This window comes from Pseudoxanthomonas winnipegensis, from assembly GCF_030322905.1.
Lineage (GTDB): Bacteria > Pseudomonadota > Gammaproteobacteria > Xanthomonadales > Xanthomonadaceae > Pseudoxanthomonas_A > Pseudoxanthomonas_A winnipegensis.
The window spans coordinates 3,040,280-3,056,431 of the sequence record NZ_CP095475.1 but is presented as its reverse complement, the minus strand read 5'-3'; the positions used below and the strand labels follow the sequence as shown (position 1 = coordinate 3,056,431).

At 69.0% G+C, this 16,152-nt stretch carries 13 protein-coding genes and 1 tRNA gene; 11 read left to right on the top strand and 3 right to left on the bottom strand.

The genetic code is table 11. From position 1 onward, the window contains the following. Window positions 1-26: 26 nt before the first annotated feature. On the top strand, window positions 27-551 hold the full coding sequence (locus tag MWN52_RS13515; RefSeq protein ID WP_286575012.1) for a hypothetical protein: 525 nt from the start codon (window positions 27-29) through the stop codon (window positions 549-551). A 103-nt stretch (window positions 552-654) separates the two neighbouring features. Here MWN52_RS13515 and MWN52_RS13510 read toward each other — a convergent pair whose 3' ends face one another. Further along, on the bottom strand, window positions 655-2,064 hold the full coding sequence (locus MWN52_RS13510; protein WP_286575011.1) for a site-specific integrase: 1,410 nt from the start codon (window positions 2,062-2,064) through the stop codon (window positions 655-657). 29 nt (window positions 2,065-2,093) lie between these two features. Here MWN52_RS13510 and MWN52_RS13505 point away from each other — a divergent pair. From MWN52_RS13505 to MWN52_RS13475, 7 genes are all read left to right on the top strand, one after another. Continuing rightward, window positions 2,094-2,170: transfer RNA gene (locus tag MWN52_RS13505), tRNA-Arg, on the top strand. A 292-nt stretch (window positions 2,171-2,462) separates the two neighbouring features. Beyond that, entirely contained in the window at window positions 2,463-2,597 is a 135-nt protein-coding gene (locus tag MWN52_RS13500; RefSeq protein ID WP_267899560.1) for a hypothetical protein, read from the top strand. 91 nt (window positions 2,598-2,688) lie between these two features. Beyond that, window positions 2,689-5,172: a bifunctional aspartate kinase/homoserine dehydrogenase I gene (gene thrA / locus MWN52_RS13495; RefSeq protein ID WP_286575010.1), complete on the top strand. Its 2,484-nt coding sequence runs from the start codon at window positions 2,689-2,691 to the stop codon at window positions 5,170-5,172. Then, entirely contained in the window at window positions 5,169-6,089 is a 921-nt protein-coding gene (locus MWN52_RS13490) for a homoserine kinase (RefSeq protein ID WP_286575009.1), read from the top strand. Before thrA ends, MWN52_RS13490 begins: the two co-directional genes overlap by 4 nt. A 154-nt stretch (window positions 6,090-6,243) precedes the next feature. Further along, the gene (thrC, locus tag MWN52_RS13485; RefSeq protein ID WP_286575008.1) at window positions 6,244-7,536 is read left to right on the top strand and encodes a threonine synthase; all 1,293 of its coding nucleotides are present in this window, start codon (window positions 6,244-6,246) and stop codon (window positions 7,534-7,536) included. A gap of 103 nt (window positions 7,537-7,639) precedes the next feature. Further along, window positions 7,640-10,075 (top strand): DUF3772 domain-containing protein, encoded by a 2,436-nt coding sequence (locus tag MWN52_RS13480; RefSeq protein WP_286575007.1) that lies wholly within the window; start codon window positions 7,640-7,642, stop codon window positions 10,073-10,075. A gap of 278 nt (window positions 10,076-10,353) precedes the next feature. Further along, a complete protein-coding gene (locus MWN52_RS13475; RefSeq protein WP_286575006.1) occupies window positions 10,354-10,950 on the top strand; it encodes an HD domain-containing protein in 597 nt (198 codons plus the stop codon). A gap of 328 nt (window positions 10,951-11,278) precedes the next feature. On the opposite strand, the gene MWN52_RS13470 is transcribed toward MWN52_RS13475, so the two are convergent. Beyond that, the gene (locus MWN52_RS13470) at window positions 11,279-12,532 is read right to left on the bottom strand and encodes a TIGR03862 family flavoprotein (protein ID WP_286575005.1); all 1,254 of its coding nucleotides are present in this window, start codon (window positions 12,530-12,532) and stop codon (window positions 11,279-11,281) included. Window positions 12,533-12,644: 112 nt separating this feature from the next. On the opposite strand from MWN52_RS13470, the gene MWN52_RS13465 reads away from it, so the two are divergent. Further along, window positions 12,645-14,252 carry a serine hydrolase gene (locus MWN52_RS13465; RefSeq protein WP_286575004.1) on the top strand — a complete coding sequence of 536 codons (1,608 nt, stop codon included), beginning with the start codon at window positions 12,645-12,647 and terminating at the stop codon, window positions 14,250-14,252. Between the two features lie 277 nt (window positions 14,253-14,529). On the opposite strand, the gene MWN52_RS13460 is transcribed toward MWN52_RS13465, so the two are convergent. Further along, a complete protein-coding gene (locus MWN52_RS13460; RefSeq protein ID WP_286575003.1) occupies window positions 14,530-14,967 on the bottom strand; it encodes an FKBP-type peptidyl-prolyl cis-trans isomerase in 438 nt (145 codons plus the stop codon). A 59-nt stretch (window positions 14,968-15,026) separates the two neighbouring features. Here MWN52_RS13460 and MWN52_RS13455 point away from each other — a divergent pair, with 59 nt between their 5' ends. Further along, on the top strand, window positions 15,027-15,392 hold the full coding sequence (locus tag MWN52_RS13455) for a DUF6164 family protein (protein ID WP_286575002.1): 366 nt from the start codon (window positions 15,027-15,029) through the stop codon (window positions 15,390-15,392). A 20-nt stretch (window positions 15,393-15,412) separates the two neighbouring features. Beyond that, complete coding sequence (locus MWN52_RS13450) at window positions 15,413-16,150, top strand: sulfurtransferase (protein ID WP_286575001.1); 738 nt, start codon at window positions 15,413-15,415, stop codon at window positions 16,148-16,150. Window positions 16,151-16,152 lie beyond the last annotated feature (2 nt).

Sequence of the window (16,152 nt, the reverse complement as noted above, 5' to 3'; positions counted from 1 at the left end):
GAGTGGTTATCCCCTTAGATGCCAAGATGCCTGCCAAGTGGCACGGCTCAAACATCAAGCCGGGCGACATCTTGCTTGCGCGCTTCCCGTTCCGAGAGGCGCCTGATAGACCTGCGCCGCAGTATCACCCTGTTCTGGTGCTGGCAAAAAATGGCAGGATTGATCCTTGGCAATTGTTTGTTGCTTACGGCACAAGCAGTGATTTGGCATTAAAGAACGCGTGGCAATTCATCATCCCGCCCGCAGGCAATCATGCTTCTGCCAAGCGGGCTAATCGTCAACGCGACACGAAATTTGACCTGGGTCGCACCGCGCTTTTGAACTTCAATCAAGCCTGGTTTTCGTGTGCGGAAGATCACATTTATCCGCGCATTGGTGAGCTTGATCGGGCGGGCATGGCGGTCTATGAGAGCGCAAGGCGTGCCTACGAGTCCCACAAGGGCAGCTCTTTGATCCCCGGAAAGCCAATGTTGGACATGCCATCAGTGGCGGCTCCGCAAGGCTCTGCGCCGTCCCACGAGCTTCCCCCTGGGCCCGACTCGGCTAGTTAAACCTGGGGCAAAGCGCCGTTGAGATAGCTAGGGCTTCTGTGAGATTAGGCGTTGCCTTGAAAAGCGCGGGAGTATTGCTGCCGGCCGGACAGGTTGCCCTTGATCATTTGGTTTTGGCCCGCGTTTGAAAAGCGAGCGCCACTGCTAACGCCATGTTTTCCGGGCTTAGCGTCAAGAGCTGCTTCACGACCTCTTCCACATCGGTCCCAGCGCCGCCTTGGCGTTCAAGCTGTTCAAGTTTTTTGCCCAGTGCCACGGGATCCGGGTTGAAATAGCGCATGAAGGTTTTCAAGTCCTTATGTCCCGAGATCCTGGCCGCTTCCGCTGGGTTGAGATGATGTCCCATCTCTGTGATACGCGTATGGCGAAGATCGTGCATGCGCGCAGTCAGGATCTCTGGATCACCGAGCTTCTCTGCTATTTGCCCACGGACGCGATCCCAGGCTTGGGTGACGGTATCGGCGCGGATGCGCTTTCCGCGCGAGGTTACAAACACGGGGCCCTTCTTCGTTTTGCTTGCTTCGAAGCGCGCGGCGATCAAGGCCATGGGCTCTGAGGTCAACGGGATCACGCGCTCGTTATATTTTCCGTTCTTGGCCTTGGTTTCGCGAAGTCGCGCGGTCTTCTTCTTGAAGTTGATGTCCGCCCAATCGAGCTTCACGCACTCGGAGCGACGAGCTGCCGTCATGCGAGCAAAACGGATGACATCGGCCGTTGCCTGGTCGGTCCGGCCAGCATCAAGCTGCGCAACGATGGCGTTCCATTCTTCTTCTGTCAGCGTCCGGTCGCGCGAATCGTCCGAATTGAGTGACTTCAAGCTCTTGATCGGTGAGCGAAGGTCAATCTGCCAGCTTTCGTGCGCAATCCGGAAGAGGTTTCGGATCGTGGTCAGGGCCCGCTTTTTGCTGGCCTGGGCCATCGGGAGTGTGGTGCCGTCTCGCTTGACCTTGATGTAGGAGTTCACGAAGGAGCTGGCTTGTCGCCCCAAGAAGTCTTCCTGAGTCAAATCCTTGGCCAGCTTGCGAGTGAGGTGGGGCATGCCGGTTTGGCTCAACCCCAAACCTTTGCCGCCACCCAAAAAGAGATAGGCATTGGAGTGGTCAGTCTTGACCGAAGCATGCTTGATCAGTCCATCATCGATTTCTTGGACAAACCGGCGCAGCAGATCTCCGAAGGTCCAAGCCTCGGCGGTGTAGGCATACGGAGTTTGCCGAAGCTCCAATGAGGCGTGTTCTCGACGGACATAGGCCTCGGCCATGAGTCGAGCAGCATCGATGTGATGCTCAGTGTTCGGCGAGGCTTGGGGGTCGACGGGGTAGCGCACCAGCGGGAACTTCAAGGCCTGCCCGTTAAGGGACCTTCGGATGCGAGCTTCCCACCTGAGTTGCCCGTCCGTTCGAAGTGTCACACCCGCCACAGAGCTAACGGCCTGGGAGGCCTTGATCCCGCGTGGGAGCGTGCCCTTGAAGTCCTTGGTGCGCCCGGACTTTGCGGTTGCTTTTGCTTTGCTCACCTAGCCTCTCCCTGTATCCTTTGAACGATGGCCCCGTGGCACAATTGGATAGCGCGCGTCCCTCCTAAGGACGAGGTTGCTGGTTCGAACCCAGCCGGGGTCACCACCTTCTTTGGCAAGCTGCGTGAGCAGCCCTGTGGTTACCACAGATTTGCCACAGCCGAGCCAGACACGCATGCAAAGCCTTGCGCTGCTTGGGTCTTAGTCTAGCGACGTTGTCCCTCCTAAGGGGAAGGTCGCCCGTTCGAATCGGGCCGGGGTCACCATCGTGCAGCCATCAGGTGTGGCGAAATTTTCGCCAGTACCAGGCCGGCCTTCGAAGTTGCGCGTGAAACCATGAGATGCCTTGTTTCACAGCGCTTGACAGGCTTGCGGTGCATGCGGTTCATTAGCCGCCCATGACGCACCTGCCCACCCCTGCCGTGACCGCCAGCGCAACTTGCGCGGGCTTCGTCGCGGGCGCGGCGGGCATCGGCACGATTACCACCACCACGATCACCCGGACCCGGGTGCTGGTGGCCGTGCAAGCGTAGGTTCTTCGCAAACACCGCCCCGCACCCGGATCAGGATGCGGGAGCCCCACATCCTGATGCGCGCGAGGCCTTCTCCCCACCCGAGGTCTCCATGTCGTCGCCCGCTGCATCCGTCCAACCGCTGAAAACCGTCGCCCACAAGTTCGGCGGCACCTCCGTGGCCGATGCCACGCGCTACCGCCACGTGGCCGACCTGCTGCTGGCGCGCGATGAGGACGAGCAGGTCACCGTGGTCTCGGCGATGAAGGGCGTCACCGATGCGCTGATCGACCTGGCCGGGCGCGCGGCCGGCAACCTGGCCGACTGGCGCGAGCGCTGGCACGAGCTGCGCGCGCGCCATCGCGGCGCGGCCGTCGCGCTGCTGGGCGAGGATTCCGGCGCGACGGTGGAATGGCTGGACGGGCAGTTCGACACCCTGGCCGAGGTGCTGCAGGCGCTATCGGTGATCGGCGAGCTGCCGCGCGAGGTGCTCGAACGCGTGCAGGGCCTGGGCGAGGTGTATTCGGCGCGGCTGCTGGGCGACCACCTGCGCAGCCGCGGCCAGGACTGCGCGGTGCTCGATGCGCGCGATGTGCTGGTGGTCGATCGCGGCGAGCTGGGCGTGGACGTTGACTGGGAGACCAGCGCGCAGCGCTTGGCGCAATGGCGTGCCAGCCACCCGGCCCGGCGCGTGGTGGTGACCGGCTTCGTCGCGCGCGATCGCGCCAATCGCATCACCACGCTGGGCCGCAACGGCAGCGACTACTCCGGGGCGATCTTCGCCGCGCTGTTCAACGCCGCCGAGCTGCACATCTGGACCGACGTGGACGGCGTGCTCTCGGCCGATCCGCGCGTGGTGCCCGAGGCGGTGCAGCTGGAATCGCTCAGCTACGACGAGGCCTGCGAACTGGCCTATTTCGGCGCCAAGGTCGTGCATCCGCAGACCATGTCACCGGCGATCGAGCGCGGCCTGCCGATCATCATCCGCAACACCTTCCAGCCCGAGCATCCGGGCACGCGCATCACCGCGCGCAAGGACGCGGCCGGCCCGGTCAAGGGCCTGACGCTCTCGCCCGACCTGGCGGTGGTGAACCTGGAAGGCACCGGCCTGATCGGCGTGCCGGGCACGGCCGAGCGCGTGTTCTCGGCGCTGCGTGCCGAGCGCGTGTCGGTGGTGATGATCTCGCAGGGCTCCTCGGAACATTCGATCTGCTGCGTGGTCAAGGCGGTCGATGCCGCGCGTGCGCGCACCGCGCTGCTCACCGCCTTCGCCCACGAACTGGCGATCGGCCAGATCCAGCGCGTGCAGCTCACCGACGGGGTCAGCGTGCTGGCCGCGGTGGGCGACGGCATGGCCGGCCTGCCGGGCGTGGCGGCACGGTTGTTCGAATCGCTGGGCCGCGCGCGGGTCAACATCCTGGCCATCGCCCAGGGCTCGTCCGAGCGCAACATCTCGGTGGCCATCGCCAGCAGCGATGCGACCAAGGCGCTGCGCGCGGCGCATGCCGGCTTCTGGCTCTCGCCGCAGACCTTCGCGGTCGGCGTGATCGGGCCGGGCCATGTCGGCGGCGCGCTGCTGGATCAGCTGCGCGCGGCGCAGCCGCAGCTGCTGGGCAAGGCCAATGTCGACCTGCGCCTGCGCGCGATCGCCTCCTCGCACCGCATGCTGCTGGCTGAACGCAGCATCGAGGACGACTGGCGCGGCGTCTTCGCCCAGGCGCGCGAGCCGCTGGACCTGGACCGCTTCACCGAACACCTGCTGGCCTCGCACCTGCCGCATACGGTGATCGTGGACTGCTCGGCCAGCCCGGCCGTGGCCGATCGCTACGCCGGCTGGCTGGCCGCCGGCATCCACGTGGTCACGCCGAACAAGCAGGCCGGCTCGGGCTCGCTGCAGCGCTTCGAGGCCATCGCCGAGGCCGCGGCCGCCAGCGGGGCGCGCTTCCGCTACGAGGCCACCGTCGGCGCCGGCCTGCCGGTGATCACCACGCTGCGCGACCTGGTGGACACCGGCGATGCGGTGACCAGCATCGAAGGCATCTTCTCCGGCACGCTGGCCTGGCTGTTCAATCGCTTCGACGGCAGCGTGCCGTTCTCCGAACTGGTGCGGCAGGCGCGGGCCATGGGCTATACCGAGCCGGATCCGCGCGACGACCTGTCCGGCACCGATGTCGGCCGCAAGCTGGTGATCCTGGCGCGCGAGGCTGGCCGCGCGCTGTCGCTGGAGGACGTGCGCATCGAGAGCCTGGTGCCGCAGGCGCTGCGCCAGGCCAGCGTGGAGGACTTCATGGCGCGCCTGGACGAAGTGGACGCCGACTTCGCCCAGCGCCTGGCCGCGGCGAAGGCGGCCGGCAAGGTGCTGCGCTACGTCGCGCGCCTGGATCAGGACGGCGCCAGCGTCGGCCTGGTCGAGCTGCCCGCCGACCACGCCTTCGCCAACCTGCGCCAGACCGACAACGTCGTGCAGTTCACCACGCGTCGCTACTGCGACAACCCGCTGATCGTGCAGGGCCCCGGCGCCGGCCCGGAAGTGACCGCGGCCGGCGTGTTCGCCGATGTGCTGCGCGTGGCGGCCGGGCAGGGGGCGCGCCTGTGAGGCGGGAGGCACGCGCGTTCTCGCCGGCCTCGGTCGGCAATGTCGGGGTCGGCTTCGACATCCTGGGTCATGTGATCGAAGGCCCGGGCGACACCGTCACCGTGCGCCGCATCGAGGACCCTGTGGTGCGGATCGCCGCCATCCGCGGCACCACGCTCGACCTGCCGCTGGATGCACCGGCCAATACGGCGGGCGCGGCCTTGATCGCGATGCGCGAGGCGCTGGAGCTGCCGTTCGGCCTCGAGGTGGAGATCGACAAGGGCATCGCGCTGGGTTCGGGCATGGGCGGTTCGGCCGCCTCCTGCGTGGCGGCGGTGGTCGCGGCCAATGCCTTGCTCGACGAACCGCTGAGCCCGCAGGCGCTGTATCCGTTCACCCTGGTCGGCGAGGCGGTGGCCAGCGGTGGCCGGCATGGCGACAACCTGGGGCCGATGCTGCTGGGCGGGCTGGTGCTGGCCACGGCCGAGCACCTGGCCAGCGTGCCGGTGCCGCAGGGCTGGCACAGCCTGCTGGTGCATCCCGACGCGGTGCTGGAGACACGCCGCGCACGCGCCGCGCTGGCCGGCGCCTACGAGCTGAAGGACTTCGTCCACCAGAGCGCCAATCTGGCCCTGGTCCTGGCCGGCTGCTATCAGGGCGATGCCACCCTGGTGCGCGCCGGCCTGGCCGACGTGCTGGTCGAACCGCGGCGCGCGCCGCTGATCGGCGGCTTCGACGCGGCCAAGGCGGCGATGCTCGCCGGCGGGGCGATGGGGGCGAGCATCTCCGGTGCCGGCCCGAGCATCTTCGGCTGGTTCGAGACGCGGGCCGAGGCGCAGGCCGCGGCGCCGGCGGTGCAGGCGGCGTTCGAGCAGGCCGGCTTCACCTCGCAGGCCTGGGTCTCGCGCATCGCCGCGCCAGGGGCGCGCGTGCTCTGACCTTCTTGGCACTCGGAGACTCATCCTCTTGCCCGTGGGAGCCGCCATGGCGGCGATGAGGCTTTACCGGTAAGGCCCATCGCCGCCATGGCGGCTCCCACACAGAAACAACCGCATCCATCGCCCATCCCCCGCTTTTCGGAAAACCTCACCCATGCACTTCGTCTCCACTCGCAACGCCTCGCCCGCCGCTTCGCTGAGCGCGGCCATCGCCGCCGGCCTGGCGCCCGATGGCGGCCTGTACGTGCCCCAGGCCATGCCGCCGGTGCGCGCGCTGGCCGCCGGCGATTCGCTGGCCGGCACCGCCGCCACGCTGCTGCAGCCGTTCTTCGAAGGCGACGGCCTGGAAGGGGCCTTGCCGGACATCTGCGAGGCGGCCTTTGACTTCCCCGCGCCCCTGTTGCCGCTGGCCACGCCGAACGACCATGTGCTGGAGCTGTTCCATGGCCCGACCGCGGCGTTCAAGGACTTCGGCGCGCGCTTCCTGGCGCAGTGCCTGACCCGCCTGCGCGGCGCACAGGAGCCGCCGCTGACCATCCTGGTGGCGACCTCCGGCGATACCGGCGCGGCGGTGGCCGCCGCCTTCCATCGCCAGCCCAACCTGCGCGTGATCGTGCTGTATCCGGACGGGCGGGTCTCGCCGCGCCAGGCGCATCAGCTGGGCTGCTTCGGCGATAACATCACCGCCCTGCGCGTGGCCGGCTCGTTCGACGACTGCCAGGCGCTGGTCAAGCGCGCCCTGAACGACGCGCAGCTGCAGGCGCGCGCGCCGCTGAGTTCGGCCAATTCGATCAGCCTGGGGCGCCTGCTGCCGCAGATGAGCTATTACGCGCACGCCGCGCTCGGCCACCACGCCCGCAGCGGCAACACGCTGAACTTCGTCATCCCCACCGGCAACCTCGGCAATGCGATGGCCGCGATCCTGGCGCGGGCGATGGGCGTGCCGATCGGCCGCATCGTGCTGGCGACCAACGCCAACCACGTGCTGCCGGACTACTTCGACGGCGGCGAGTACGCGCCCCAGCCCAGCGTGGCGACCATCGCCAACGCCATGGACGTGGGCGCGCCGAGCAACTTCGAGCGCCTGCGCTGGCTGTATCGCGGCGACGACGCGGCGCTGCGCGCGGCCTTCGCCTCGGCCAGCGTGGACGACGACGCGATCCGGCTGGTGATCGCGCGCCGCTCTCGGCACTTCGGCGAGGTGTTCTGTCCGCATACGGCCACGGCGGTGAAGGTGCTCGAAGACCTGCGCAACCAGGGCGAGGGCGGCGACTGGGCGGTGGCCGCCACGGCGCACCCGGCCAAGTTCGAGAGCGTGGTCGAGCCGCTGGTCGGCCCGGTCGGGGTGCCGCCGGCCTTGGCCGACCTGCTGCTGCGCCCGGCCCACGCCGAGCCGATCGGACCCGATTACGAAGCTCTGGTCGGCCACGTCCTGGCCGGCGCCTGAGCCGGTGGTGAAAGCCGGCGGCACGCGCCGCCGGGCCGGCGACAGGCGCTGACTTATCATCGGCGGCGGTGCGTGGCGTCCACGCGTTGTCCGTGTCGTGATCGTGTCCTTCCATTCCGTTTCGCGTGCCGCCCGGCGGCTGTGGCTGCTGAGTGCGTTGCTGGTCCTGGCCGCCGGCCAGGCGCTGGCGCAGGGGCCGGCCGCGCCGGCGCCCAGCGTCGATGAGGCCTTGCAGCAGATCGACGATGCGCTGAGCACGCTGCAGGACCAGTCCAAGGACGAGCAGGTCCCCGAGAACCTGCACGCGCTGGGCCTGCAGGTGGCCGACGCCCAGCGCCAGGCCGATGCCCAGGCCTTGGCGCTGCAGCCGCAGCTGGACGAGATCGACGAGCGCCTCAAGCAGTTGGGCGACCTGGCCCCGGGCACGCGCGAGGCCAGCGACATCGCCGCCGAGCGCAAGCAGCTGCAGGCCAGCCACGACCGTCTGGACGGGGCGATCAAGCGCGCCAAGCTGCTCTCGGTCGAGGCGCAGCAACTAGGCGATGCCATCGAGAAGGCGCGCGCGCGCCAGCTCGGCGAGCAGCTGTTCGCCCGCGTCGCCTCGCCGCTCTCGCCGACCCTGTGGCGGCAGATGGCCCAGGCCTGGCCCGACGACCTGCAGCGCCTGCGCGCGGTCGGCCAGGACCTCACGCAGGCGCTCCAGCAGGGCGTGGCCACCCATGGCACCGCGCCGCTGGCCACCGGCATCGCGATCGCGATGCTGATCCTGTTGCCTGGTCCGCTGGCGCTGCGCTGGGTCGGCCAGCGCTATGTGATCCAACGCACGCCGGGCGGGCGCCTGCGGCGCTCGGCGCTGGCGGTCTGGACGCTGGTGCTGGGCACGGCGCTGCCGACGGTGGCGGCCTGGGTGCTGATCGATACCCTGCGCGCGATCCAGGCCATCCCCGAAGACCTGGACGGCCTGGCCGACGCGGTGGTCCGGGTGACCTTCTTCTCCGCCTTCGTCGGCGCCACCAGCGCGGCGCTGCTGCTGCCGCGTCAGCCGTCCTGGCGCCTGCTGCCGTTCGACGACGACACGGCGGTCAAGCTGGGCCGCTATGCCTGGCTGACCTCGGTGGCGGTGTGGCTGAGCGGCATGCTGACCGCGCTCAACCGCGTGGCGCGCACCAATCCGGTGACGGGGGTGGGTGTGGATGGGGTGATCGCGCTGGTGTTCGTGGCGCTGGTGATCGCCATGCTGGTAAGCCTGCTGCGCATCCACCGCGGGCCGGTCGAGGCCGCGGTCGAAGGCGGCGAGGCCACCGCGCCGGCCGTGCCGCAGCGCCGCTCCGGCGTGGTGGTGCTGATCTCGCTGCTGGCGCAGCTGGTGGTCGCCGCGGCCCTGGTCGGCGCGCTGCTGGGCTACGTCAATTTCGCCCGCGCCGCGACCCAGCAGATCATCTGGGCCGTGGTGGTCTGCGGTGCGGGCGGGCTGCTGATGATGTTCGCCGACGACCTGTCGCAGTGGCTGTTCAAGCCCGACAGCCGCTTCGGCAAGGCCGCCAGCGTGGGCCTGGGGCTGCGCTCCAGCCACATGGAGCAGGCCGCCGTGCTGACCGCGGCGGTGGCGCGACTGTGGCTGGTGCTGATGGTGATCGGCGCGCTGCTGGTGCCTTACGGCGCCAATTTCACCAGCATCACCGACTGGATCGTACAGGCGCGCAAGGCGTGGACGGCCAGCGGCCTGCCGCTGCAGCCCTGGGATGTGCTGCGCGCGGTGCTGGTGGCCCTGATCGGCCTGGCGCTGGTCAAGGCGGCGCACCGTTGGCTGGTGCGCACCTATCTGCCGAGCACCGAGCTGGAGCTGAGCACGCGCGCCTCGGTGGCCGCGGTGATGCGCTACCTGGGCATCACCGTGGTTGCCCTGTGCGTGCTGGTGACCCTGGGCCTGGACATGACCAAGCTGGCGATCGTGGCCAGCGCGCTGTCGGTGGGCATCGGCTTCGGCCTGCAGGCGATCACCCAGAACTTCATCTCCGGGCTGATCCTGATGGCCGAGCGTCCGGTGAAGATTGGCGACTGGGTGCGCATCGGCGATGCCGAGGGCGATGTGCGCCGCATCAACGTGCGCTCCACCGAGATCCAGGTGTCCGACCGCTCCACGCTGATCGTGCCCAACTCGGACCTGATCACCAAGACCATCCGCAACATGACCATGGCCGGTCCGCTGGGCCGCGTGCAGCTGCAGTTCTCGGTGCCGCTGGGCACCGACGTGGGCGCGGTGCGCACGCTGCTGCTGGACCTGTACGCCGCGCACGAGAACGTGCTGGCCGAGCCGGCGCCGTCGGTGTTCATCGACTCGATCGCCGCCGGCATGATCGCCATCAACAGCTTCGCCTACGTGCCCAGCCCGCGCGCGACCTATGGCACGCGCAGCGACCTGTTCTTCCAGTTGCTGCAGGCCCTGGCCGATGCGCAGATCGCGCTGGTCACGCCGCAGGATGTGCGGATTGTCGATGCGCCGCCGCCGGCGACCGGTCAGGATCACGCGCCGGGCTGAGCCACGGACTGGATTCCTGGGGTCGATTAGGCAACAGGCAGCGGGTGCAAGAGCCGGGCGGTAAGAGGGCAATGGGCAACGCTGCAGCCTGCGCGAAAAAACTTCTACCGTCGTTCCCGCGAAAGCGGGAACCCAGTGCCTTGGTTTCTCCGCGCGAAAGTCGCTGGGCTCCCGCTTTCGCGGGAGCGACGGGACTGTTATCCGTCCTGGGTCAACCCACCCGTGCGCGCAACCACCGCACACCGACGGTGTAGGCTGCCGCCACACAGGAGTCCGTCATGCACCCGATCCTCGCGCAGCTGCCGCCCGCTCAGCGCCAGGCGCTCGAACAGGCCTATGCCACGCCGCCGCGCGCCTATCACGCCATCGACCATGTGCAGGAGGTGCTGCGCCAGGTCGATGCGGTCGCGCAGGGGCCCGGCTGGCGCCAGCCGCGCGAGGTGCAGTGGGCCGCGCTGTACCACGACGCGATCTACGTGGCCGGGCGCGGCGACAACGAGGCGCGTTCGGCGCAGCTGGCGCAGGCCCATCTCGAACAGTGGCCGCAGCCGGGCGTGGACGCGGCCCGCGTGGTCGAGCTGATCGAACTCACCGCGCGCCATGGCAGCCTCTCGCCCGGCGATGTGGATGCCGAGGCGGCGCTGTTCCTGGACTGCGACATGGCGATTTTGGGCGCGGCGCCGGAGGTCTTCGACGTCTACGACCGCGGCATCGCCAGCGAATACGCCGGCGTGGTGCCGGGCTTCATCTTCCGTCGCAAGCGCAAGCAGTTCCTCAAGGACCTGCTGCAGCGCGAGCGCATTTATCTCAGCGATTTCTTCCACGCGCGCCTGGACGCGGCCGCGCGCGCGAACCTGCGGCGCGCGACGCGCTAACTAAGTCAGGCCTCGCCACGACACTTGGCGCCCGCGCTCAGCTCCTCCTCTTGCGCAGCAGGGGGAGGCCGGGAGGGGGTTGGATCAGTCCGCGGCGCGCTTTGGTTGGCCGCGCCGAACCACATCAACATCGTCATCTGCGAACGTTCATCGGCGCAGCCCGCACCACTGCAGGCTTTGCTGCACCGCACACGCGATCTGTCATGTTCACGACCGGTCCGCGTCACCGGACTTGAACACTTGGCTGCGCATCATGCGCCCACGTTCCGCGACCGCCGGGGTTGAAGCAAGACTTCCTTCCGGCCCTCGCGGACGACCAATACGGTCGTCAGTCCCCGATGCGACGACCTTTCGCCCAGGCTGCCGCGCCCATGCCGGCGCGGTGGCCCGAGGCGAAACACGCGGTGAGCAGATAGCCACCGGTCGGGGCTTCCCAGTCCAGCATCTCGCCGGCGCAGAACGCGCCCGGCACCGCCTGCAGCATCGCCTGCGCGTCCAGCGCCTCCAGACGCACGCCGCCGGCGCTGCTGATGACCTCGGCCACCGGGCGCGGGCGCAGCAGCGTCAGCGGCAGGCGGTGGATCGCCTGGGCGAGTGCGGTGGCGTCCTGCCGGGCGGCAGCGGCGACCGTCTCGAACACCAGCGCGGCCTTGGCGCCTTCGATGCCCACGGTGCGGCGCAGGTGTTCGCCCACCGAGCGGCCCTTGCGCGGCCGCGACAGCTCGGCGATCAGGCGCGGCAGGTCGCGGCCCGGCGCCAGATCGAGTTCGAGCGTGGCCTGGCCCTCGCGCGCGATCGCCTCGCGCAGGGCCGGGGCGATGGCGTAGATCAGGCTGCCTTCGATGCCGGTCTCGGTGAGCACGCATTCGCCCTGCAGCGCGTGCGCCGCGCCGTCCGCGTCGCGCCAGTGCGCCACCACCGGCTTGAGCGGCGCGCCGGCGTGCGGGCGCATGTGCGCGCTGAAGGCGATGTCGAAGCCGCAGTTGGCGGGTTTGAGCGGCACCACGTCCACGCCGCGCGCGGCCAGCCACGGCTGCCAGGCGCCGTCCGAACCCAGCTGCGGCCAGCTCGCCCCACCCAGGGCCAGCACCGTCGCATCGGCCGCCACCCGCAGCGGGCCCTGCGGCGTGTCGAAGCGCAGCGCCCCGTCCGCCTCCCAGCCGGTCCAGCGATGCTGGACGTGGAAGCGCACGCCCTGGTCCTTGAGCCGGCGCACCCAGGCGCGCAGCAGCGGCGCGGCCTTCATGTCGCTGGGGAACACGCGCCCGGAACTGCCGACGAAGGTGTCCACGCCCAGTCCGCGCGCCCAGGCGCGCAGCGCATCGGCATCGAAGTCGTCCAGCCAGGCGCCGACCTGCGCGGCGCGTTCGAAGTAGCGGGCATCGAACTGCGGGCGCGGCTCGGAATGGGTGAGGTTCATGCCGCCCTTGCCGGCGATCAGGAACTTGCGCCCGACCGAGCCCTTGGCCTCGTAGACCGCCACTTCCAGGCCTGCCTCCCGCGCGGTCTGGGCCGCCATCAGGCCGGCCGGGCCGCCGCCGATCACGGCCAGGGTGGGAGCGGGGGAGCGAGCTTGGGACATCGCGCCATTATGAAGGGCCGCGCGCATGACCGATGGCAGGCCACGTTGTCGCGCGCGGCGGCTATCGTGCGAGGCTGTCTCTCTTTCCAACCGGGGAACTTCGATGCGCGTGATGCCGACCCTTGCGGGGGCGCTGTTGACTGCTGGCCTGCTGGGCGCCGCCTCTTCCGGGCAGGCGCTGTCCGTCGAGCCGCCGCCGGCGCAGCTGGTGGACTTCGACGCCTATGTCGACAAGACGCGCGAGACCTTCGATGTGCCCGGCATCGCCGTGGCCATCGTCAAGGACGGGCAGGTGGTGCTCGAGCGCGGTTACGGTCTGCGCGAGCTGGGCAAGCCGGAGAAGGTGGACGCCAGGACGCTGTTCGCGATCGCCTCCAACACCAAGGCCTTCACCTCCGCCTCCATCGCCATGCTCGCCGACGAGGGCAAGCTGAGCCTGGACGATCGCGTCATCGACCACCTGCCGTGGTTCCGCATGTCCGATCCCATGGTGACCCACGAGCTGCGCATCCGCGACCTGCTGGCCCATCGCAGCGGCCTGTCGCTGGGCGCCGGCGACCTGTTGTACTGGCCGACGACCACCTACACCAACCAGGAGGTCGCGCAGCGGCTCAAGGACGTGCCGATCAAGGGCGGGTTCCGCTATCAGTACGCCTACGACAACATCCTGTTCGGCGTGGCCCAGCTGGTGATCGAGCAGGCCTCGGGCATGCCGTACAAGCAGTTCCTGCAGCAGCGCTTCTTCAAGCCGCTGGGCATGGACGACACGGTCTACAACAGCGACGACCTCAAGCCCGGCGACGATGTGGCCACCGGGCATTCCAAGGAGGATTTCACCCGGCTGGTGCCCGCACCGCGCATGACCTGGTCCAACGTCGGCGGCGCCGGCGGGATCTATTCCAGCGTGCACGACCTGTCCAAGTGGGTGATCGCCCAGCTCAACGGCGGAGTGATCTCCGGAGAGGGCGAAAGCGCCAAGCGCCTGTTCAGCGCCAAGCGCCAGGCCGACATGTGGACCATGCTCACGCCCATCCCGGTGTCCGAGCCCTCGGTGCCGGAGCTGGCCGCGGTCAAGCCCAACTACTTCGGCTATGGCGAGGGCTGGATGCTCTCGGACTACCGCGGCCGCAAGCTGGTCTGGCACACGGGCGGCTGGCCGGGCATGGTCTCGCGCATCACCCTGGTCCCGCAGGAGAAGCTGGGCGTGATCGTGCTGACCAACCAGGAGGTCGGCGCGGCCTTCAACGCGGTCACCCTGCGCGCGCTGGACGCCTACCTGGACGCGCCGAAGACCGACTGGAACGCCGCCTACGCCAAGGCCGTGGCCAAGTCGCACGGCGATGCCGACGAAAGCTGGGCCAAGCACCAGGCCGCGCGCGACGCCAGCTCCAAGCCCTCGCTGCCGCTGGCCCGCTACGCGCAGACCTATCGCGATGCCTGGTATGGCGACATCGTGATCGCGCAGGAGAACGGCAAGCTGGTGATCCGCTTCACCAAGACGCCGCAGCTGGTCGGCGAGCTCAGCCACTGGCAGCACGACACCTTCGTGGTGCGCTGGCGCGAGCGCTGGCTCAACGCCGATGCCTTCCTCACCTTCCAGCTGGATGCCGACGGCCAGATCACCGGCGCCGGCATGGAGCCGATCTCGCCGCTGACCGACTTCAGCTTCGACTTCCAGGATCTGGCGCTGAAGCCGGTGAAGGCGACGAAGACGCCATAGGCCTTATGTGGGAGCAACAGGCCTCAGATCGAGTCGCAGCCTCTGTGTAGAGCGGAGCTTGCTCCGCTGCCTTTCGGACGGATCGTCGGGAAGCCACAGCGGAGCAAGCTCCGCTCTACAGGTGGGATCCGCCATAGGCCGAGAAGGCCGCAGGGGCGGCCGCCACGAAAAGCAGGCGCTTACGAGGCTTTTCATGTGGGAGCCGCCATGGCGGCGATGAGGCTTTACCGGGAAAGCTCCAGCGCCGCCATGGTGGCTCCCACCGAGCGCTGGGTGCTTACGGCGCCTTGACGTCCAGCAGCTCCACGTCGAACACCAGCGAGGCGCCCGGCGGGATGACGCCGCCGGCGCCCTCGTCGCCATAGCCCAGCGCGGCCGGAATCATCAGCGTGCGCTTGCCGCCGACCTTCATCCCCGCCACGCCCTGGTCCCAGCCCTTGATGACCTGGCCGCCGCCGAGCGGGAAGGTGAAGGGCGTGCCGCGATCGATGGAACTGTCGAACTTCGGCCCATGCTTGTCCGGCTTGGTGTCGTCGTAGATCCAGCCGGTGTAGTGCACGCTGACGTTGTCGCCCGGCTTGGCCAGTGCGCCCTGGCCGACGTTGATCTCATGCACCTGCAGCGTGTCCACGCCGCCGTGCAGTTCGATCGGCTGGCGCGGCGGTGCGCAGGCGGCCAGCGCCAGGGTCAGGGCCAGAGGAATCCATCGGCGCATCGTGCGCTCCTGTAGAGGTGGCAAGGCGCGCCAAGGTAGCAGCCCGCTATCCTGTGCGCATGGCCAAGCTCCTGCTCAACCTGCGCAACGTGCCCGACGACGAAGCCGGCGAGGTGCGCGCATGGCTCACGCGCGCGGGCATCGCCTTCTACGAGACCACGCCCAGCAGCTGGGGCATCAGCCATGGCGGCATCTGGCTGAAGGACGAGGCGGACCTGCCGCGCGCCAAGGCCTTGATGGCCGAGTACCAGGCCGAGCGTGGCGAACGGGCCCGGGCGGCGCGCCAGCAGGCGCAACAGGACGGCACCGCCGACACCTTCGCCCGCCAGCTGCGCGCGCGGCCGCTGTACGTGGCCGGGATGCTGCTGGCGATCGTCGCGATCCTCGCGCTGACCCTGGCGCTGCCGTGGTGGCTGCTGCGCTGAGCCCCCGTAAAATGGCCGGCATGATCCTCAACATCGCCGCCTACCACTTCGTCGCCATCGACGACCCGCAGGCCCTGGCCAATGCGCTGCTGGCGCGCGCGCAGGCCGCCGACCTGCGCGGCACGCTGCTGGTCTCGCCGGAAGGGCTGAATGTGTTCCTGGCGGGGCAGGCGCCGGCGGTGCGCGACTTCGTCCAGGCGCTGCGCGCCGAGCCGGGCCTGGCGCAGATCGTCATCAAGGAGAGCTGGAGCGATGCGGTGCCCTTCGCCCGGCTCAAGGCCAAGGTCAAGCCGGAGATCATCACCTTCCGTCATCCCGGCAGCGAGCCGCTGGGCCGCGACCGCGCCCCGGCGGTGACGCCGCAGACGCTGGCGCGCTGGCTAGACCAGGGCCACGACGACGCGGGCAAGCCGGTGCGGCTGCTTGATACCCGCAACGAAGAGGAGGTCGGCCACGGCACCTTCGCCGGCGCGCTGACCCTGCCGATCACCGACTTCACCCAGCTGCCCGAGGCGCTGGCGCCGCACCGCGCAGCGCTGGCCGACGCGACGGTGGTGAGCTTCTGCACGGGCGGGGTGCGCTGCGAGAAGGCCGCGCTGTGGATGCACGACACCGGCATGGCCAACGTGCTGCAGCTGGAGGGCGGCATCCTGGGTTACTTCGAGCAGGTCGGCGGGCGTCATTACGACGGCGCCTGTTTCGTGTTCGACGACCGCCTGGCGCTGACGCCGGATCTGCGCCCGGTCGCGGCCGGCTAGGC